The organism is Mucilaginibacter calamicampi, from assembly GCF_042676765.1.
Lineage (GTDB): Bacteria > Bacteroidota > Bacteroidia > Sphingobacteriales > Sphingobacteriaceae > Mucilaginibacter > Mucilaginibacter calamicampi.
On record NZ_JBHTHU010000002.1, the window covers coordinates 189556 to 207138 of the forward strand.

Consider the following 17583-nt stretch of genomic DNA (forward strand, 5'->3'; position numbering starts at 1 on the left):
ATATTTGCGGTACTACTTCAAAATACAATTCAATTTTAGCCTACGTTGCCTTTTTAACAGGAAACTTGCCTGGCTAACTTAAAACTTTCTTATAAAAAAACAACATAACATGGCTCAAAATACTATGCCTGAATTTGATTATAATTCAACCAGGAATAAACTTATCCTGTCAGAATACGGTCGTAACGTACAAAATATGGTTAAATATATTGTTGCGTTACCCACCAAAGAAGAACGCAACCGTTACGCGCAGGTTGTAATAGACCTTATGGGTTTTTTAAACCCGCATTTGCGTGATGTGGCCGATTTTAAACACAAGCTTTGGGATCACCTTCACATTATATCCGACTTTAAAATTGATGTGGATTCGCCCTATCCTAAACCAGAGATTGACGCGATACATATTAAACCTGAGCCGTTAAGGTATCCTAATCAGCGTATTCGTTATAAACACTATGGCAAAACCATTGAGCTGATGATCGAAAAGGCTAAGAGTATTGAAGAGCCTGACCGCAGGCGCCATATGGTGCAGGCCATAGCCAACTTTATGAAAATGGCATACGTGCAATGGAACAAAGACTCGGTTTCTGACGAGAGTATATTGGCCGACCTTGTGGCCCTATCTAAAGGAGAATTAAAGGTTGATGAGAACATCAGCCTGAGTAAAGTTGAGTACCGCCCACCTGTACAGGCACAAAACAACCGCGGACGGAACAACAATACACAAAATCGCGGTGGTGGTGGCAGCAACAACAATCAAAACCGCGGACGGAACAATAACAACAATAATAATAACCAAAACCGCAACCGTAACAACGGCGGCCAAAAAAAACACTAACATAAACCATCGCCAATAGTCAAATAGACTAAAAACCTACAACAATGAAAGACGCTTTCGAAATAATTGGGGGTAAACCCCTAAAAGGCGAAATAACGCCGCAGGGTGCTAAAAATGAAGCATTGCAGATTCTATCGGCAGTTTTGCTTACCAGCGAAAAGGTTACCATAAGCAACATACCCGATATAAAGGATGTAAACAAGTTGATTGAACTGTTGGGCGATATGGGCGTAAAAGTAGAGCGCCAAAAACCCGACACCTATACCTTTGAGGCTAAAAACATCGATCAGAACTTTTTCCAGTCGGCTGCTTTTAAAGCAAAAGGCGGCAGCTTACGCGGTTCTATTATGATAGTTGGCCCGCTGCTGGCACGTTTTGGCAAAGCATCAATACCTAAACCAGGCGGTGATAAAATTGGCAGAAGGCGTTTGGATACGCACTTTTTAGGATTTGAAAAATTAGGAGCCAAGTTTGACTATAACCCCGAAGATGGTTTTTTCAATGTTGATGCATCAAACCTGCAGGGAACTTATATCCTGTTAGATGAAGCGTCAGTAACAGGTACGGCTAACGTTGTAATGGCAGCCGTATTAGCCAAAGGCACTACCACTATTTACAACGCAGCCTGCGAACCTTACCTGCAGCAGCTTTGTAAAATGCTTAACCGTATGGGTGCTAAAATAAGCGGCATCGGCTCAAACCTGCTTACCGTTGAGGGCGTTACCGAGTTGCACGGCACAGAACACCGCATGCTGCCGGATATGATTGAGATAGGATCTTTTATCGGTTTGGCAGCCATGACAGGCTCAGAGATAACCATAAAAGATGTGCAGTATAAAGAGTTAGGTATGATACCCGACGTATTTAGGCGCCTGGGTATAAAATTAGAGCTGCGTGGCGATGATATTTTCATCCCGGCGCAAGACCACTACGAGATAGATACTTTTATTGACGGCTCCATTATGACCATTGCCGATGCACCGTGGCCCGGCTTTACGCCTGATTTGCTGAGCATTGTATTGGTTGTAGCCATACAAGCCAAAGGTTCTGTATTGATCCATCAGAAAATGTTTGAAAGCAGGTTATTCTTTGTAGATAAGCTGCTGGATATGGGCGCGCAGATCATCCTTTGCGATCCGCATCGTGCAACAGTGATCGGGTTGGACAAACAAGTTCAGCTTCGTGGAATTTCTATGACATCACCGGATATACGTGCAGGCGTGTCGTTATTAATAGCAGCACTTTCTGCACAGGGTAAATCAACCATTTACAATATTGAACAAATAGAGCGCGGTTATCAGCATATTGACAAGCGATTGAAAGCGTTAGGAGCTGATATAAAGAGAATTTAAATGTAAAGGGGTAAAAGGTAAAAGGCGAAAGGCAAAAGATGCTTTTCGCCTTTTTTTATTACGGTAACCCGATATACATGCCGTTACCCCAAAATTAATTTATTCAATGCAAAACCTTTTACCTTTCGCCTTTTACCTTTCATCTCAAAAACATATCTTTATCAAAACCGACATCCCAAGCATGCCCTACAAGAACAGAAGAGCCAGCTATAATAACTTTATACTGATTTTTGTATTTCTTAAAGTGATCCTTAACCTCCTGGCTATCTCACGCTTCGGTTTCCATCGCGATGAGCTTTTACACCTTGCACTTGCAGATCATATGGATTGGGGGTATAAAGAAGTGCCGCCATTTATAGCTTTTGTTGCTAAAATAACACACCTGGCCTTTGGCGATTCGCTTTTTGGTGCACGGGTAATTACCACTATATGCGCCGCATTAATAGTTTGGTTAACGGGCAAACTCACTGTTGAAATGGGCGGTAAAAAATTTGCAATAGCACTGGCCTGCAGTGCTATGATATTTTCGCCATCCTTTGCTGCAACAGGCTATCTATTTCAACCTGTAGTGTTTGACCAATTGTGGTGGGTGTTGATGGTTTGGTTAATGGTGAAGTATGTAAATAATGACTCTTCGCCTAAGTATCTATATTTTATAGGGCTGGTAATTGGTATTGGCCTGCTTACCAAGTACACCATGGCCTTTTTCGGCGGATCGCTTGTTTTGAGCCTTATATTTACCAAACAACGCCGCCTTTTGTGGAACAAACACGTTATAGGCGGGGCCTTGCTTGCCTTAATTTTATTTTTGCCTAACCTTTTATGGCAAAATCATCACAACTGGCCGGTATTTGGCCATATGGACGAACTTAAGAAAACGCAGCTGAACTTTATTAACCCGCTTGATTTTATCAAACAGCAACTCATGTCGCATGGTATTGCTGTAATTTTATGGCTTACCGGCTTTTTCTTTTTACTTTTTTCCTTTAAACTGCGCAAGTTTCAGTTCCTGGCATTTGCCTATCTGCTCATCTTTTTATTTTTAATGGAGATGAATGGCAAAAGCTATTATATGCTTGGGGCCTACCCTATGCTGTTTGCCGCCGGGGGCTTTGGTTTTGACCGATGGGTAAAAACCATTTTCCCTTTGCGTATAGCTATATTAATTGCTTTTATACTACCCAATTTGATATTGCTACCTATAGTTTTGCCTGTATTGTCGTTTAAGCAAACGCTAAGTTTCTTTAATTATATTAACAAGCATACTGAGGTACTTAGATCTGTAACTGTATGGGAAGATCAGCAGCACCATGCTACCACACAGGATTATGCCGATATGCTGGGCTGGGACGAAATGACAAAAAAGGTAGCAGATAATTACAACATCTTTAGTCGCGATAAGCAGTACCAAACTATTATTTACGCAACCAACTATGGCGAGGCCGGCGCTTTACGTCACTTAGGCAAGCAGTACAATTTACCGCAACCGGTTAGTTTAGCCAGCAGTTTTTCGTTATGGGCACCACCGCAGATCAATGCCAAATATGTAATATATGTAAGCGATACAGGCGATGAAGATATGATCTACTACAAAGCCATGCTAAAAGCGAACGTAAAGCTGGATAGCGTAACTAACACTTACGCACGCGAGAAAGGCACTGATATTTACTTACTGGAACCCAAACCAGAGTTTTACCAGCGTTACCACGAGCGTTTTATCAAAGCAAAAAAATGGTAGTGATGTGCAAATTTGCAGATATGCAGATGTGCAGATGATTTTTTATTTTAGCGCATTATGCGGGGACTAAAAACCATTATCTTTCTGATCATATCAAACACCTTTATGACGTTTGCATGGTATGGGCATTTAAAGTTTAAGGATTACGATTGGGGTAAAAACCTGGGGCTTATATCCATCATCTTCATCAGTTGGGGACTGGCTTTTTTTGAATATGTTTTCCAGGTACCTGCCAACCGTCTTGGCTTTAAAGGCGACGGCGGCCCCTACACCCTGGTGCAGCTGAAGACCATTCAGGAAGCTATAACGCTTACCATATTCATGATATTCTCGATCATCTTTTTCAAAACAGAAAAATTCGCCTGGAACCATTTAGTGGGTTTCGGCCTGATTGTATTGGCGGTTTTTGTGATATTTAAGAAGTGGTGAGTTGAAGGTAAAAGCTGAAAGGCTAAAGGTTAAAGGTTAAAGGTTAAAGGTTAAAGGTTGAATTTGAGTTTTCAAAAGCCTTTTACCTTTCAGCTTTTTACCTTTTACCTCTACAAAGATATCGCATTAATAATATCATATTGCGTAATGATCTCAATATCGCCGCTCTCATCCTCCACCAGAACCGCGATATTATCTTTATTGATCATGCCCGATATTTTATCAATAGAAGCATTCAGATCAACAAACGGGAATGGTGCTGTAGTTATGTTTTTAACCGATTGAGATTTTAAAGCCGGATTTTCCAGCAACGCATTCAGGATATCGCTTTCTGTTATTTTGCCAATCACCATTCCCTGCTGCGTAACCGGTATTTGCGATATGTTAAGCGATTTAATGGTGTTTATAGCTTCTAAAACGGTCTTTTCAATATCAATGGTGACTATCTCGGCACTTTCTTTTTTGCGGATGATATCGCGTGCAGTCAGCTTTTCATCTTTTAAAAATCCTCTATCGCGAAGCCAGTCGTCATTATACATTTTACCCAGGTAACGTGTGCCGTGGTCTGGGAAGATGATCACTACAACATCGCCTGCTTTAAATCTATCCTTCATCTGCAATAAACCAGCTACTGCAGAGCCGGTTGAGTTGCCTGCGAAAATTCCCTCCTTGCGGGCTATCTCGCGCGTCATCAAAGCGGCATCCTTGTCTGTTACCTTTTCAAAGTGATCTATCAGGTTAAAATCAACATTGGCCGGCAGAAAATCTTCGCCTATGCCTTCGGTTATGTATGGGTAGATCTCGTTTTTATCAAAAACACCAGTCTCTTTGTACTTTTTAAATACCGAGCCGTAAGTATCAATACCTAAGATCTGTATAGCGGGATTTTTCTCCTTCAGGTATTTAGCTATACCAGATAAGGTTCCACCGGTGCCCACACCTGCTATAACATGCGTTACTTTTCCCTCGGTTTGTTCCCATATCTCGGGCCCGGTTGATTCATAATGCGCCTGCGTGTTAGACAGGTTATCATATTGGTTGGGTTTCCACGAATTAGGTGTTTCCCGCTCTAAACGTGATGAAACTGAATAATAAGAGCGCGGGTCTTCCGGGTCTACATTGGTAGGGCAAACAATAACTTCGGCACCAAAGGCGCGCAGGGCGTCAAATTTCTCTTTTGACTGCTTATCGGTACTGGTAAAAATGCATTTATAGCCCTTTATAACAGCAGCAATAGCCAGGCCCATACCTGTGTTGCCGGATGTACCTTCTATAATGGTACCGCCGGGTTTAAGCTTGCCGCTTTTCTCTGCATCCTCAATCATTTTAAGGGCCATGCGGTCTTTAATAGAATTGCCCGGATTGGTAGTCTCTATCTTGGCTAAAACAGTAGCAGGAATATCCTTAGCTATTTTATTGAGTTTAACCAGCGGTGTATTACCAATGGTTTGGAGTATGTTATTGTACCACATAAATAAATGTTTAGACGTATAAGCGTCTTTCTTCAAAATTAGCTTTTATCCCGCTTAACCCCGGCATTAATTATGGTTTAAAAATGTATTTACTTTTAAATTGTTATATTTATTTTCGGCAATAAAACCTGTACCTCCGGCCTGAACCATGAGAAAAACCACCGCGCTTACTATTTTCGGCATTCTTATTTTTTCTATATGCGCTGCGCAAAAACCATTAAGCAGCAGCAGGCGAAGCAGTTTGTTTACGTATATATACAAATGTGCAGACGAGGGGGTTTTACGCACTTTTAAACTGAACAATAAAATTATTAATGATAATTGGTTTAAAAACCCCATCGACTCTTTTAAAACTGACAGTAAATGGAATAATACACTGCCGCCAGGTAATTACTTTCTGGTATTTGCGGCCGGAAATAAATTAAAATATGAATTAGTAGAAAACCACTCGGCGTGGTTAAAGGTCTTACAAAATAATGTTGATACGCGTTTTATTATAACGGATGTAAACGGAAAACAGCTCAATAATATCACCGTTAGGATAAATAATAGCAACGTTGCTTTTGATGAAACAACAGGCACCTATCATGCATCTGTTAAAGAGCATACCTGGGTACGGGCTGACTATGCAGGCGTAAGCAACTACTTTATCTTGGGACGCAACCAGATTAACCGGGGGTACACACCCGCGTTATTTACTAAGCGATGGTTCAGTAATAAGTGGTATAGAATAAAACGCATTTTTGCCTCGCAAAAAAATAATAACTGGCAATACCGGCAGCGGCTACAGGTTATAACTGATTACCGGTCGTTCATTGTATTTAATAAGCCACTGTACAAACCCAGAGACACCGTCAAATTTAAGGCGTTTATATTAGATAAACATGGTAAACCCATTAATACCAGCCGCTTGCTGTTACGCATTCAGAACGATTCCGGAGATGATGGCAAAGTTTTAGGTTATGTTAATAGCTATCGTAAGGGTGGCTTTGAGAGCAATTTTGTATTAACAGACAGCCTTGATCTGGACCTTGATGAAGAATACTTTATTTCATTAGAAGATCCATCCAGTATTAAATATAGTGCTGATAATTATGATGGCGATTTGGAGGATGAGGCGTACCTGGCCAAACGAAAGGTGTTTGCTGCGGGTAAATTCCGTTTTGAAGAGTATGAACTAGAATCTACCAATTTTTCTATCCGCACTGATAAAACCACGCACGAGCCAGGTACACCCTTATCTGTATACCTGAAAGCTGTTGATGAGAATGATCTACCAGTACAGGATGGGCGGGTTGAGTTAACCTTGATACGCACCAACCAGCAGTTTAAAGCTGCAAGTGTATTTGTACCTGATACATTATGGACAAAAAACGTACAATTGGAACCGATTGGCGAGACGAAAGTAATGGTTCCGAATTCGATATTTCCGAAGGCCGATATCACTTACAATGTTCGCGCTGATTTCCTCAACTCGAACAATGAGCATCAAAGCGCCGTTAAAACCGTTAATTTTAATTATAACAATTACACCATAAGGCATGAACTGCTTACAGACACCCTCAAAATAACAGCTTATATAAAAGGCCGGCAGAATGCCATGCAGGCAAAAATGTATGCCACAGGCGAAGATGTGGATACCATTAGTAAAACGCTTTTGAAGTTGCCTGCCGCATTTACCGTAAATCCCAATGTGAGCGCGTACCACATTGAAACCGATAGCATAAAGTGTGTTATAGACATGAACGATATTAAACCGGAGATCAGTTTGTCCGGGTATCGTACAGCCGATTCTCTTTTTATGCAGGTTACCAACCCGCATAAAATATCGTTTTGGTATTGGATAAGTAACAACGCTCACCTTTACGATGCCGGTAACAACAGTGCTCCATTTTACAAAATGAAGCTCAAAACGGCTGGTACGATCAGATTTTCTGTAAGTTATATATGGGCAGGTAAAACCCAATACAAGTTTATTGATGTCGTTTATGCAGACAAAATGCTGAACATTGATGTGAAACAGCCCCTCGCGGTTTATCCAGGTCAGCAGATAAACACTGAAATCACTGTAACAAACGCTGACGGCAAGCCGGTTGCAAACGCGGACCTTACAGCTTGGTCGCTAACTCGCAAGTTCGCTAACTACAATATCCCCTACGTACCGTATCTGGGTAAAATACCGGGGGCCACTAAAATAAATCGCTACCCTGTGGTACGCAAAAACAGCAATTTTGCCGATACCGCCCTCAAATGGGAAAAATGGCGTAAGCAACTGAAACTTGATACCATAGAATATTATCGTTTTACGCATCCTGATAACATCTATAAAATGGAGGAAACCGCGCCGGATAGTATAACGCAGGTTGCGCCTTTCGTTATCAGGAATGGTGAAATACGACCTGTCAATATACTTTATATTGACGCGGTACCCGTATATTTTGATCAGGCGCAGCAAATGCAGCGCTACAGCTTTAGGGTTACACCTGGAAAACACAGCTTTAAGTTCAGAACGGCTGACGAGAATATAGTTGTTGATACGGTATTTGTAAAAAAAGGCATAAAACTAATATTTAGTGTAAAGGATACAATTGGCAATCCACGCGTTAATATTACCAAGGCGCAGTTTGAACTTGATAACTACGAAGCTGACAGTATTGATAAATACATGATTATGGTGACAGACAACTTTGGCGCAAAAATGACCACCATAGAGCAAGACAATACGCATTATTTAATAAATCAGTCGCCAACCGGCCGAAATTACAACGGACAGATACTGATTGGCCCTTTATTGCCTAATACAGCTTTTCTGAGTGTAAAAACTCAACCGTGGCGATCCTTTACTATTGAGCCGCACTATTCGTATTTGTTTGAACCGGGCCTGCTTAAGCAAAAAAGCATTACGTTGCGTTATCCTTTTTCAACCTTTAATTTACCATCGGGTAATAGCACTCACTTTACTGATTATCCACTAACCCAAAAAGAAATTGACGCGATATGGCTGCGGTATCTGGACCTGCGTAGTCATACCACATCTTTCTTCAGTAATTCGCAGATCACAGACAAATTAGTAGGCAATGTTATCATCCAGGCTGACGACAAGAACAACCCGGCTCTTTTTGTTAAAAACATAATTATCTATCGTAAAAATAACCCCGACTACATGCGTGTTTACCCGGGAAACACAAAATATATTGGCATGCTTGCAGCGGGAGATGATTACCGTTTTTACTTCTTGCTGGCAAATAATGCTTATTACATAGCCGATAATATATCAGTAAAAGCAAATGGAGTAAACTATTATAATATAAATCTTATAGCACAACCCGCAGACGAGGTAAGCAAGCAATTAGATGATATCATCCTTGACAGAAGTGTAAGAACGGAGAACAGCAGCAGCACTTTAACAAGTGACATTCAAAGGATGAAGGAAACATTTAATGAGAAGTACCTGGATATCGCATCGCTAACAGAAAGCATGTCAGGCAGGGTTACAGATCGTAACGGTGAACCAATCACGGGTGTTTATGTGTTTGTTAAAGGAACAACTAAGGGTGCTGCGGTAACAGACGGCGGCGGACAGTTTACCATAAAAGTGCCCAGATCGGGCACGCTGACTATAAGATATGTTGGTTTTGGAACGAAGGAAGTTGACATACGGCCGGGTACCTTGGTCAATATTGTGCTTTATGAAGAACTTGCGATGCTTAACGAAGTTGTTGTGGTAGGATATGGCACACAAAAGCGCAGTGAGGTTACGGGAGCGGTATCGTTCTTACAGGGAAAAGTCGCGGGAATATCTATACGGGGAAATGGAAACAGTGCAGGTGGCAAACCTTTAATAATTATTGATGGGGTGCCGGCAGAGAGCATGGATGGTATAGCAGCCGATAGTATTTTAGAAACTAATGTGTTACAACCCGGGGCGGCTACAGGTATCTATGGCGCAAGAGCAGCAAACGGGGTTATTGTAATAACTACAAAAAAGAAAGCGCCAACAGGCACAGATCCTACTCAACCGGAAAGCGAGGGTACCCTTCGTAAGAATTTTTCAGACTATGCTTACTGGCAGCCAAAATTGGTGACAGATGCGCAGGGAAAGGCAAGTTTTAAATCCACTTTCCCGGATGATATAACCAATTGGCGCACATTTGTAGCGGGTATAGGTCCGCAAAAGCAAAGTGGATCGGCCGAGTCGCAGATCAAATCTTTCAAACAGCTAAGCGCTAACCTGGTTAGCCCGCTATTTGCTGTTACCGGCGATGAAATGAGCGTATTGGGCAAGGTGCTTAACTATACCACTACCCCGGCAAAAATTAACCGTGTTTTTAAATACAACAACCAATTGCGCAAGCAAAACGAAATGGAGGTGGCAAACTCGCTTATTGACACCTTTAACGTAGTTGCTGCAGGTAAAGACAGCCTCACTTTTGAGTATACCATTAAAAAAGAAAGTGGATATTATGACGGCGAGCAGCGCAAGATCCCGCTTGTGCAGCAAGGCGTAACCGAAACCAAAGGAGTATTTGAAGCATTAAATACGGATACTACAGTAACATTAAAGTTTGATGCGGCATTGGGGCCGGTTACCTTTAGGGCAGAGGCTTCGGTGTTGCCTACTCTTGCTGAAGAAGCTCGCCGCTTACGCGAGTACAGGTATTTATGTAACGAGCAACTGGCATCAAAATTAAAAGGCCTGTTGGCAGAAAAACGCATAAGTACTTATTTAGGCGAGCCGTTTAAATGGGACAAGAATATTGCAGAAGTAATTAAAAAGCTGGACGAGAACAGGAAAGGCGCTGGTCTTTGGGGATGGTGGAAAGATACGGATGAAGAGTTATGGATAAGCTTGCATGCCATTGAAGCCCTTACAGAGGCTAAGAAAATGGGATACGCAGTAAAGTTGGACATTAACAAGCTAACTGATTACCTGGTCTATCAAGTTAACAGCTACAAGGGTTTAGACAAGATCTTGTGTGTTCAGACCCTACGCAATCTGGATGCGAAAGTTAATTATCAGCAATACACGGACGCGCTGCAAAAAGATTTGAACTCGCAAAAGCAGCCTTCCAACTATGACATATATCGCCTTATGCTTTTGCAGCTAAATACCGGCGCAACAGTTAAAACAGATGGTTTGCTTAACAGCATGAAACGCACCTTATTAGGTAATGTTTATTGGGGTGAAAGCAGTTACCAGTTTTTTGATAATTCCATTCAGTTAACCGTTTTGGCCTATAAGATATTTAAAGCAGAAGGCAAGCACCCGGAACTGCTTACTAAAATACGAGGTTATTTTTTAGAACAGCGCGGGCAGGCAGAATGGCGCAATACTTACGAGAGCGCTTTGATACTGGAAACTATTTTACCTGAGGTATTAACAGCAGAAAAACCGCTTACACCCCAAACAATCACCCTTAGCGGTGCTAAGGTGGCAACAATAAGCAGTTTCCCCTATTCCGAAATCTTTACACCGGGCAATGTTACAGTTCGCAAAACCGGTACGCTCCCGGTTTACATAACCGGTTATCAGCAATTCTGGAATGCAGAGCCAAAAAAGGAAAGTCGCGAGTTTACGGTAGATACCTGGTTTGAAAAAAACAGCGACAGGCAAACAGTACTGCAGGGCGGTAAAGCCGTTTTGCTAAAAGCCGAAATAACGGTTAAAGGCGATGCTGATTATGTAATGATCAACATCCCCATCCCGGCAGGCTGCTCTTATGAAAGTAAAGAACAGTCATGGCTTAACAATGAAGTACACCGCGAATATTTTAAAGACAGGGTTAGTATTTTCTGTCGTAAACTAAAACAAGGTAAATATACATTCAGCATCAACCTTATGCCGCGTTACAACGGGAAGTACAACCTGAATCCGGCAAAAGCCGAAATGATGTATTTCCCAGTATTTTACGGGCGCGAAGGAATGAAAAAAGTTACAGTAAGCAATTAGATTAAAACCGTAAGTGCTTCACCGTTAAGCCACCATTAATCAATTGCTTTAACGATTCTATACCTATCTTCAAATGCGTTTCAACGTAATTTCCGGTAACTTTCGAGTCGCTTTCACTGGTTTTTACACCTTCGGGTATCATAGGCTGATCAGATACTAACAACAATGCTCCGGTAGGTATCTTGTTAGCAAAGCCTGTTGTAAAAATGGTAGCGGTTTCCATATCCACGGCCATAGCGCGCAGCGATTTGAGATAGCTTTTAAACTTTTTATCGTGCTCCCAAACCCGGCGGTTAGTGGTATAACAGGTACCTGTCCAATAATCTAATGAAAAATCGCGGATGGTGGTTGATATCGCCTTTTGTAAGGCAAATGACGGCAGCGCCGGCACTTCTGCAGGTAAATAGTCGTTTGACGTTCCCTCTCCCCTTATAGCGGCTATAGGCAATATCAGATCACCTACATTGTTCTTGCGTTTTAACCCTCCGCATTTACCTAAAAATATAACAGCCTTAGGGTGTATCGCGGTAAGCAGATCCATTACAGTTGCAGCAACAGAGCTCCCCATACCAAAATTGATGATAGTTATACCGTTTGCAGTAACGCTTTGCATCGGCTTCTCCAAGCCCATTATCGGCGCGTTATCATTCCATTCAGAAAAAAGTTGAATGTACTTTGAAAAATTGGTTAATATGATGTAATCCCCAAACTCTTCCAACGGGCGCCCCGTGTAACGCGGCAGCCAGTTAGTCACAATTGCTTCTTTGGTTTTCAACCCGGCTCTTACGGGGGTTTGCACTTCTTTTACTTTAGGCTGAGTACCGGCCTTTTTTACGTCTAATTCCTCGTTCATAACATCTCTTTTTTAACAACAAACCCCGGCTAAGCCAGGGTTTATTAAGTATCCATACAAATATAGCCGCGGGCTATTTACGCTTTGTTAAGCCACCTTTAACTTTTTAAGGTCAGACTTTTCAAATTTTTCAAGTGCGTAATCAACGGTAATATTTAATTTCTTAATATCCTTTTTTGATGGGAACTCAAACATGGCATCTATCATAATTGCCTCGCAAATAGAGCGTAAACCACGTGCGCCTAACTTAAATTCCATTGCTTTATCAACAATAAACTCAAGTACTTCATCGTCAAACTCCAGCTTCACTCCTTCGTATTCAAACAATTTCTTGTATTGCTTTAATAACGAGTTCTTTGGCTCGGTGAGTATATTGAACAATGCCTCTCTGTCAAGCGGGTTAAGGTAAGTTAATACCGGTAAACGGCCTATCAACTCAGGTATCAAACCAAATGATTTCAGATCCTGAGGAGTAATATACTTGTAAAGGTTTTTAAGATCCAATTCGCCCTCATTACCTTTTAGTTTATAGCCAACGGTCTGCGTACGCAAGCGGTTAGCAATTTTACGGTCAATGCCATCAAAAGCACCACCGCATATAAACAAGATATTGCTGGTATTTACAGTTATCATTTTTTGGTCGGGATGTTTACGGCCGCCCTGAGGTGGTACGTTAACCATCGTTCCTTCCAATATCTTCAACAAGGCCTGTTGCACGCCCTCGCCTGATACATCACGTGTTATAGAAGCATTATCGCTTTTACGTGCTATTTTATCAACCTCGTCAATGTATACAATACCACGCTCTGCTTGTGCAACATCGTAATCAGCAGATTGCAATAGCCGGGTTAAGATGCTTTCCACATCCTCGCCAACATAGCCTGCTTCGGTTAAAACTGTGGCATCGCAGATACAAAACGGTACGTTAAGCACTTTAGCCAAAGTTTTGGCCAGTAAGGTTTTGCCGGTACCGGTCTCGCCCACCATAATGATGTTTGATTTCTCTATCTCTACCTCGTCTTTATCAATGCGTTGATTAAGCCTTTTGTAGTGATTATAGGTAGCAACTGCTAAAATTTTCTTGGCATCATCCTGACCTATAACATATTGATCAAGGTGCGATTTTATCTCGGCCGGTTTTAAAGCAGCAGGGGTAGCCGTTGAGGTTTTCACCTTACGTACCTTCAACTCTTCGGCAAGTATCTCGTTAGCCTGGTTAACACATTTATCACATATATGTGCATCAAGCCCCGCTATCAGCATAAGGGAATCCTGCTTGCCTGCGCCGCAAAATGAACACCTTATTTCTTTGCTGTTTTTATTCATTGTGATTTAAATGTAAACAAAGTTAAACAATTGGTTTTTATAAAGCAATTGCGGCGTGAGTAGTTGATCAGGCCGATCAGGTGAACGGTTGCTTTAACCATCCACCTAACCAACACGATAAGCCGTTCACTATTAAATCAAATTACTTTGATTTTGTTTTAGCGCCCTTTAAAATTTCATCTATCATACCGAATTCTTTGGCTTCTTCAGATGTCATCCAGTAATCACGGTCAGATGCATCGTGTACTTTCTCATACGATGCACCGCTGTGGTCGGCAATTATCTGGTATAATTCCTTTTTAAGCTTAGTGATTTCATGGTAGGATATCTCAATATCAGATTGCTGGCCTTGCGCTCCACCCGATGGCTGGTGTATCATTACTCTTGAATGCGGCAACGCGGCACGTTTGCCTTCTGCACCTGCGCATAGCAATACGGCACCCATAGATGCTGCCATACCTGTACAAATTGTGGCCACATCATTTGATATTAGCTGCATAGTATCATAGATACCTAAACCGGCATATACAGACCCGCCCGGAGAGTTAATATAGATCTGAATATCGCGTTTAGCATCTGCCGATTGTAAGAATAACAACTGTGCCTGTATTATATTGGCATTTTGATCATAGATAGCATCGCCTAAAAAGATGATACGGTCCATCATTAACCTTGAGAAAACGTCCATAGCCTGAACATTAAGCTGGCGCTCTTCAAGAATATACGGCGTCATCCCGGTAACCGGTGGTACGGTAACTATACCTGATGGCGTACGGTTTACGTTACCTATAAATTTATCTACGTAAGTGCTGCTGATACGATGATGTTTTACAGCATATTTTCTGAATTCGTTTCTATCTGGATTACTGTTCATGTGTATATGTATTTATTGTTTGGGTTTACGGCGATGCCGCGATAAATATAGTTTTTAGTTGAATATTATTTTAATGATAAAGTTTGCTAAAAGTAAAAATTAGACTAGGATTTATAGGATTAGACAGATTGTAGGATTGATTAGCGCCTTGTAAAGAAATCTAATAATCCGTTAATCCTAAGAATCATGGTTCAGACAAAAGACAATAAACAACAAAAGGCATCCTTTTGAGATGCCTTTGCTTAAAATATTTATTTAGAATTACTTCTTATTGCGCTAATTCTTTAAACGCATCGTAAGCAATCTCTTTGTTATCTAAAGTGATAACGCTTTTTATGTAATCAATAGTTTTAAGCGCTTTTACTTCTTCAAATACTTTATTGGCATTCTCTTTATTTTGCAGGTACTGCACAGCATATTGTCCTAATTGCTCCTCTGTAAGGGCTTGTGGGCTATACATTCTGAACTGCGCATCAAGACTTGCTTTTGCGGCGGCGAAAACCTCTTCGTATTTTATCTCGATCTTGTTGTCTTTAATGATCCTGTTTTCTATTAAGGTCCATTTAAGGTTTTTAGCAAAATCGGCGTAACCACCTTGAAGTTCTTCTTCAGTTAATTTCTCGTTAGTTGCTTTTAACCAACGCTTTAAAAAATCGTCGGGTAATTCAAAGTTCACTTTCTCAAGGCTGTAGTTGTATATGTCGTTCTGCAATTTACGCTCAGCATCCTGCTGCATCATGCCTTCCAGCTCTTCAGTTATTTTCGCTCTGAAACCGGCCTCGTCTGTAACGGTACCTGCACCAAATAATTTGTCAAAGAACTCCTGGTTCAGATCACCTTCCTCTAAACGGTTAATGTTTTTAACTGTTAGCTTGAAGTTTGATTTAACCTGCTCCCGTTCTTCTTCATCAATACCTAAAATAGCAGCGATTTTTACCGCGTCGTTATCATAAGCTTTCTGAATGTCAAAGGTTAACTCATCATCCTTTTTTAAACCGATTAATGAAGCTTTAATAGCTTCATCTTTTACCTGGTCTAAACGTACAGATGTTGTGTTCACAATACCCTCATCAAAAACAGAACCATCCGGAGAAAGCTGTGTTAATTGCGCGTAAAGCACGTCATCATCTGCCGATACGTCAGGATTTGTCATCTTGCCATAGCTACGGCGAATATTTTTGATACGTGAAGCTAAAGTCTCCTCATCAACCTTAATTACGTATTGTGTTAATTTATCTTTTGAAGTAAAATCTAAATTAAACTCTGGAGCTAAACCAATCTCATAGTTAAACTCAAACTGATCGTTAAAATCCCAGTTATATTCTTTTGCTTCATCAACCTTTGGTAGTGGCTGACCTAAAACTTCTAAGTTTTGTTCAGTGATATAATTATTCAGGGTGTCAGATAACAGGTTATTGATCTCATCAACCAGAATGCTTTTGCCGTACATTTTTTTTATGTGAGCAGGTGGCACCATTCCCGGACGGAAGCCCGGCAATTTGGCCTTCTTAGCCTGGTCTTTTATTGATTTGTCAACACGCTGCTGATAATCGGCAGGGTCAATGTTAATTTTTAAAACTGCATTCAGGTTATCGATCTTTTCCTGTGAAATATTCATGTGTGGTATTTTTAAATTAAACGCCCCGAAATCTTGCCCAATGCATTGCATCAGTCAAAATTTCGAGGCGCAAAAATATGAATTTATTTCGAAGATTTTACATCTACACTTGTATACTATTGAGCAGTAAATTTAACTACCTGATTTTTTACCGGCTTAACAGTTCGTAAGTACGCATAAACTGATTGCAAGTCGGTATCCGTCATCCCACCATAGTTCCACCAAGGCATAATGGTTTGAAATTCGCCTGCCTTTACAGTTGGCGCGGAGCGCTGATCTGTGTAAGCCTTAAAGCGAGCCACAAATTGCTCTTTTGTCCATTTACCTATCCCTGTTGCAGCATCAGGTGTAATATTAGCCGACTGTACTGTGGCTGCTCCTACTTTAAACGGCTTGCCGCCGGCAAACTCTAAGCCCGGTAAATACTCTCCCTGGTTATCCTGCGAATGGCAATCCATGCAGCCCGCCGAACTTACAATATAACCACCATATTTCACCGAGTCTTTCAGATCCGGCAGTTTACCCGGCTGTGCCTTTTGGGGCATGGTGTGTACCAATATATTCAGCGGAAAATCGAGGCTTGCTTTAGGATGTGTAGTTTCTACAGGTTTTAACGAGCGGATATAAGCTATAATTGAGTTGACATCTTCGTTATCCATTTTGGAGTACCCCTTCCACGGCATCAGCGGAAAAATAGCAGAGCCATCTTTTCTTACACCTGTTGTTATGGCGCGCTTTATCTCTCCGTCCGTCCAGTTCTTTAAGTTATATGGCGTAATGTTAGGCACAACAACATTGCCGGGGAAACCTACACCAGCATCAAACTTTTCGCCACCGGCGCCCAATCGTGTGGTATCCATAGGGCCGCCCAATTTAGTCCAATCGTGCGGTGAGTGACAGTCAACACAAACGGCAACATGTATAGCCAGATATTTGCCTCGTTCTATCCGTGCAGGTGTTATTTCTACTTTAAGATCTTCAGGTTCGCCTACATTGGGTAAGGCCGTGGTTACATAGGTAACTGCGCATAATACGAGCACTACCAATACTATTGCAGTGTAGGCAATAATTTTAACTACTTTTTTCATTGTTTTAGGTTGAAGGAATTGTGATAATTTATTGTCTGTTTTGTG

General features: G+C 41.3%; 11 protein-coding genes. 5 read left to right on the forward strand and 6 right to left on the reverse strand.

What is annotated here, in order from left to right; genetic code table 11:
- The first annotated feature begins 109 nt into the window (after nt 1-109).
- From ACFQZS_RS05105 to ACFQZS_RS05120, 4 genes are all read left to right on the forward strand, one after another.
- Nucleotides 110-838 carry a DUF4290 domain-containing protein gene (locus ACFQZS_RS05105; RefSeq protein ID WP_377097936.1) on the forward strand — a complete coding sequence of 243 codons (729 nt, stop codon included), beginning with the start codon at nt 110-112 and terminating at the stop codon, nt 836-838.
- A gap of 44 nt (nt 839-882) precedes the next feature.
- A complete protein-coding gene (murA, locus tag ACFQZS_RS05110; RefSeq protein WP_377097938.1) occupies nt 883-2190 on the forward strand; it encodes a UDP-N-acetylglucosamine 1-carboxyvinyltransferase in 1308 nt (435 codons plus the stop codon).
- Nucleotides 2191-2296: 106 nt separating this feature from the next.
- Nucleotides 2297-3928 (forward strand): ArnT family glycosyltransferase, encoded by a 1632-nt coding sequence (locus tag ACFQZS_RS05115; RefSeq protein WP_377097940.1) that lies wholly within the window; start codon nt 2297-2299, stop codon nt 3926-3928.
- A gap of 57 nt (nt 3929-3985) precedes the next feature.
- Nucleotides 3986-4357 (forward strand): DMT family protein, encoded by a 372-nt coding sequence (locus ACFQZS_RS05120; protein ID WP_377097942.1) that lies wholly within the window; start codon nt 3986-3988, stop codon nt 4355-4357.
- A gap of 110 nt (nt 4358-4467) precedes the next feature.
- On the opposite strand, the gene ACFQZS_RS05125 is transcribed toward ACFQZS_RS05120, so the two are convergent.
- The gene (locus ACFQZS_RS05125; protein WP_377097944.1) at nt 4468-5829 is read right to left on the reverse strand and encodes a pyridoxal-phosphate dependent enzyme; all 1362 of its coding nucleotides are present in this window, start codon (nt 5827-5829) and stop codon (nt 4468-4470) included.
- Nucleotides 5830-5977: 148 nt separating this feature from the next.
- On the opposite strand from ACFQZS_RS05125, the gene ACFQZS_RS05130 reads away from it, so the two are divergent.
- Nucleotides 5978-11779 (forward strand): alpha-2-macroglobulin family protein, encoded by a 5802-nt coding sequence (locus tag ACFQZS_RS05130; protein ID WP_377097946.1) that lies wholly within the window; start codon nt 5978-5980, stop codon nt 11777-11779.
- A gap of 1 nt (nt 11780) precedes the next feature.
- Here ACFQZS_RS05130 and ACFQZS_RS05135 read toward each other — a convergent pair whose 3' ends face one another.
- The 5 genes from ACFQZS_RS05135 to ACFQZS_RS05155 all read right to left on the reverse strand — a co-directional run bounded on the left by ACFQZS_RS05135 (nt 11781) and on the right by ACFQZS_RS05155 (nt 17538).
- The gene (locus tag ACFQZS_RS05135; protein WP_377097948.1) at nt 11781-12632 is read right to left on the reverse strand and encodes an AMP nucleosidase; all 852 of its coding nucleotides are present in this window, start codon (nt 12630-12632) and stop codon (nt 11781-11783) included.
- Nucleotides 12633-12719: 87 nt separating this feature from the next.
- Nucleotides 12720-13958: an ATP-dependent Clp protease ATP-binding subunit ClpX gene (gene clpX, locus ACFQZS_RS05140; RefSeq protein ID WP_377097951.1), complete on the reverse strand. Its 1239-nt coding sequence runs from the start codon at nt 13956-13958 to the stop codon at nt 12720-12722.
- A gap of 142 nt (nt 13959-14100) precedes the next feature.
- On the reverse strand, nt 14101-14832 hold the full coding sequence (locus tag ACFQZS_RS05145; protein WP_377097953.1) for an ATP-dependent Clp protease proteolytic subunit: 732 nt from the start codon (nt 14830-14832) through the stop codon (nt 14101-14103).
- A 268-nt stretch (nt 14833-15100) separates the two neighbouring features.
- Nucleotides 15101-16450: a trigger factor gene (gene tig / locus ACFQZS_RS05150; RefSeq protein WP_377097955.1), complete on the reverse strand. Its 1350-nt coding sequence runs from the start codon at nt 16448-16450 to the stop codon at nt 15101-15103.
- A 116-nt stretch (nt 16451-16566) separates the two neighbouring features.
- Nucleotides 16567-17538, reverse strand: a complete 972-nt coding sequence (locus tag ACFQZS_RS05155; RefSeq protein WP_377097957.1) for a c-type cytochrome — start codon at nt 17536-17538, stop codon at nt 16567-16569.
- Nucleotides 17539-17583: the final 45 nt, after the last annotated feature.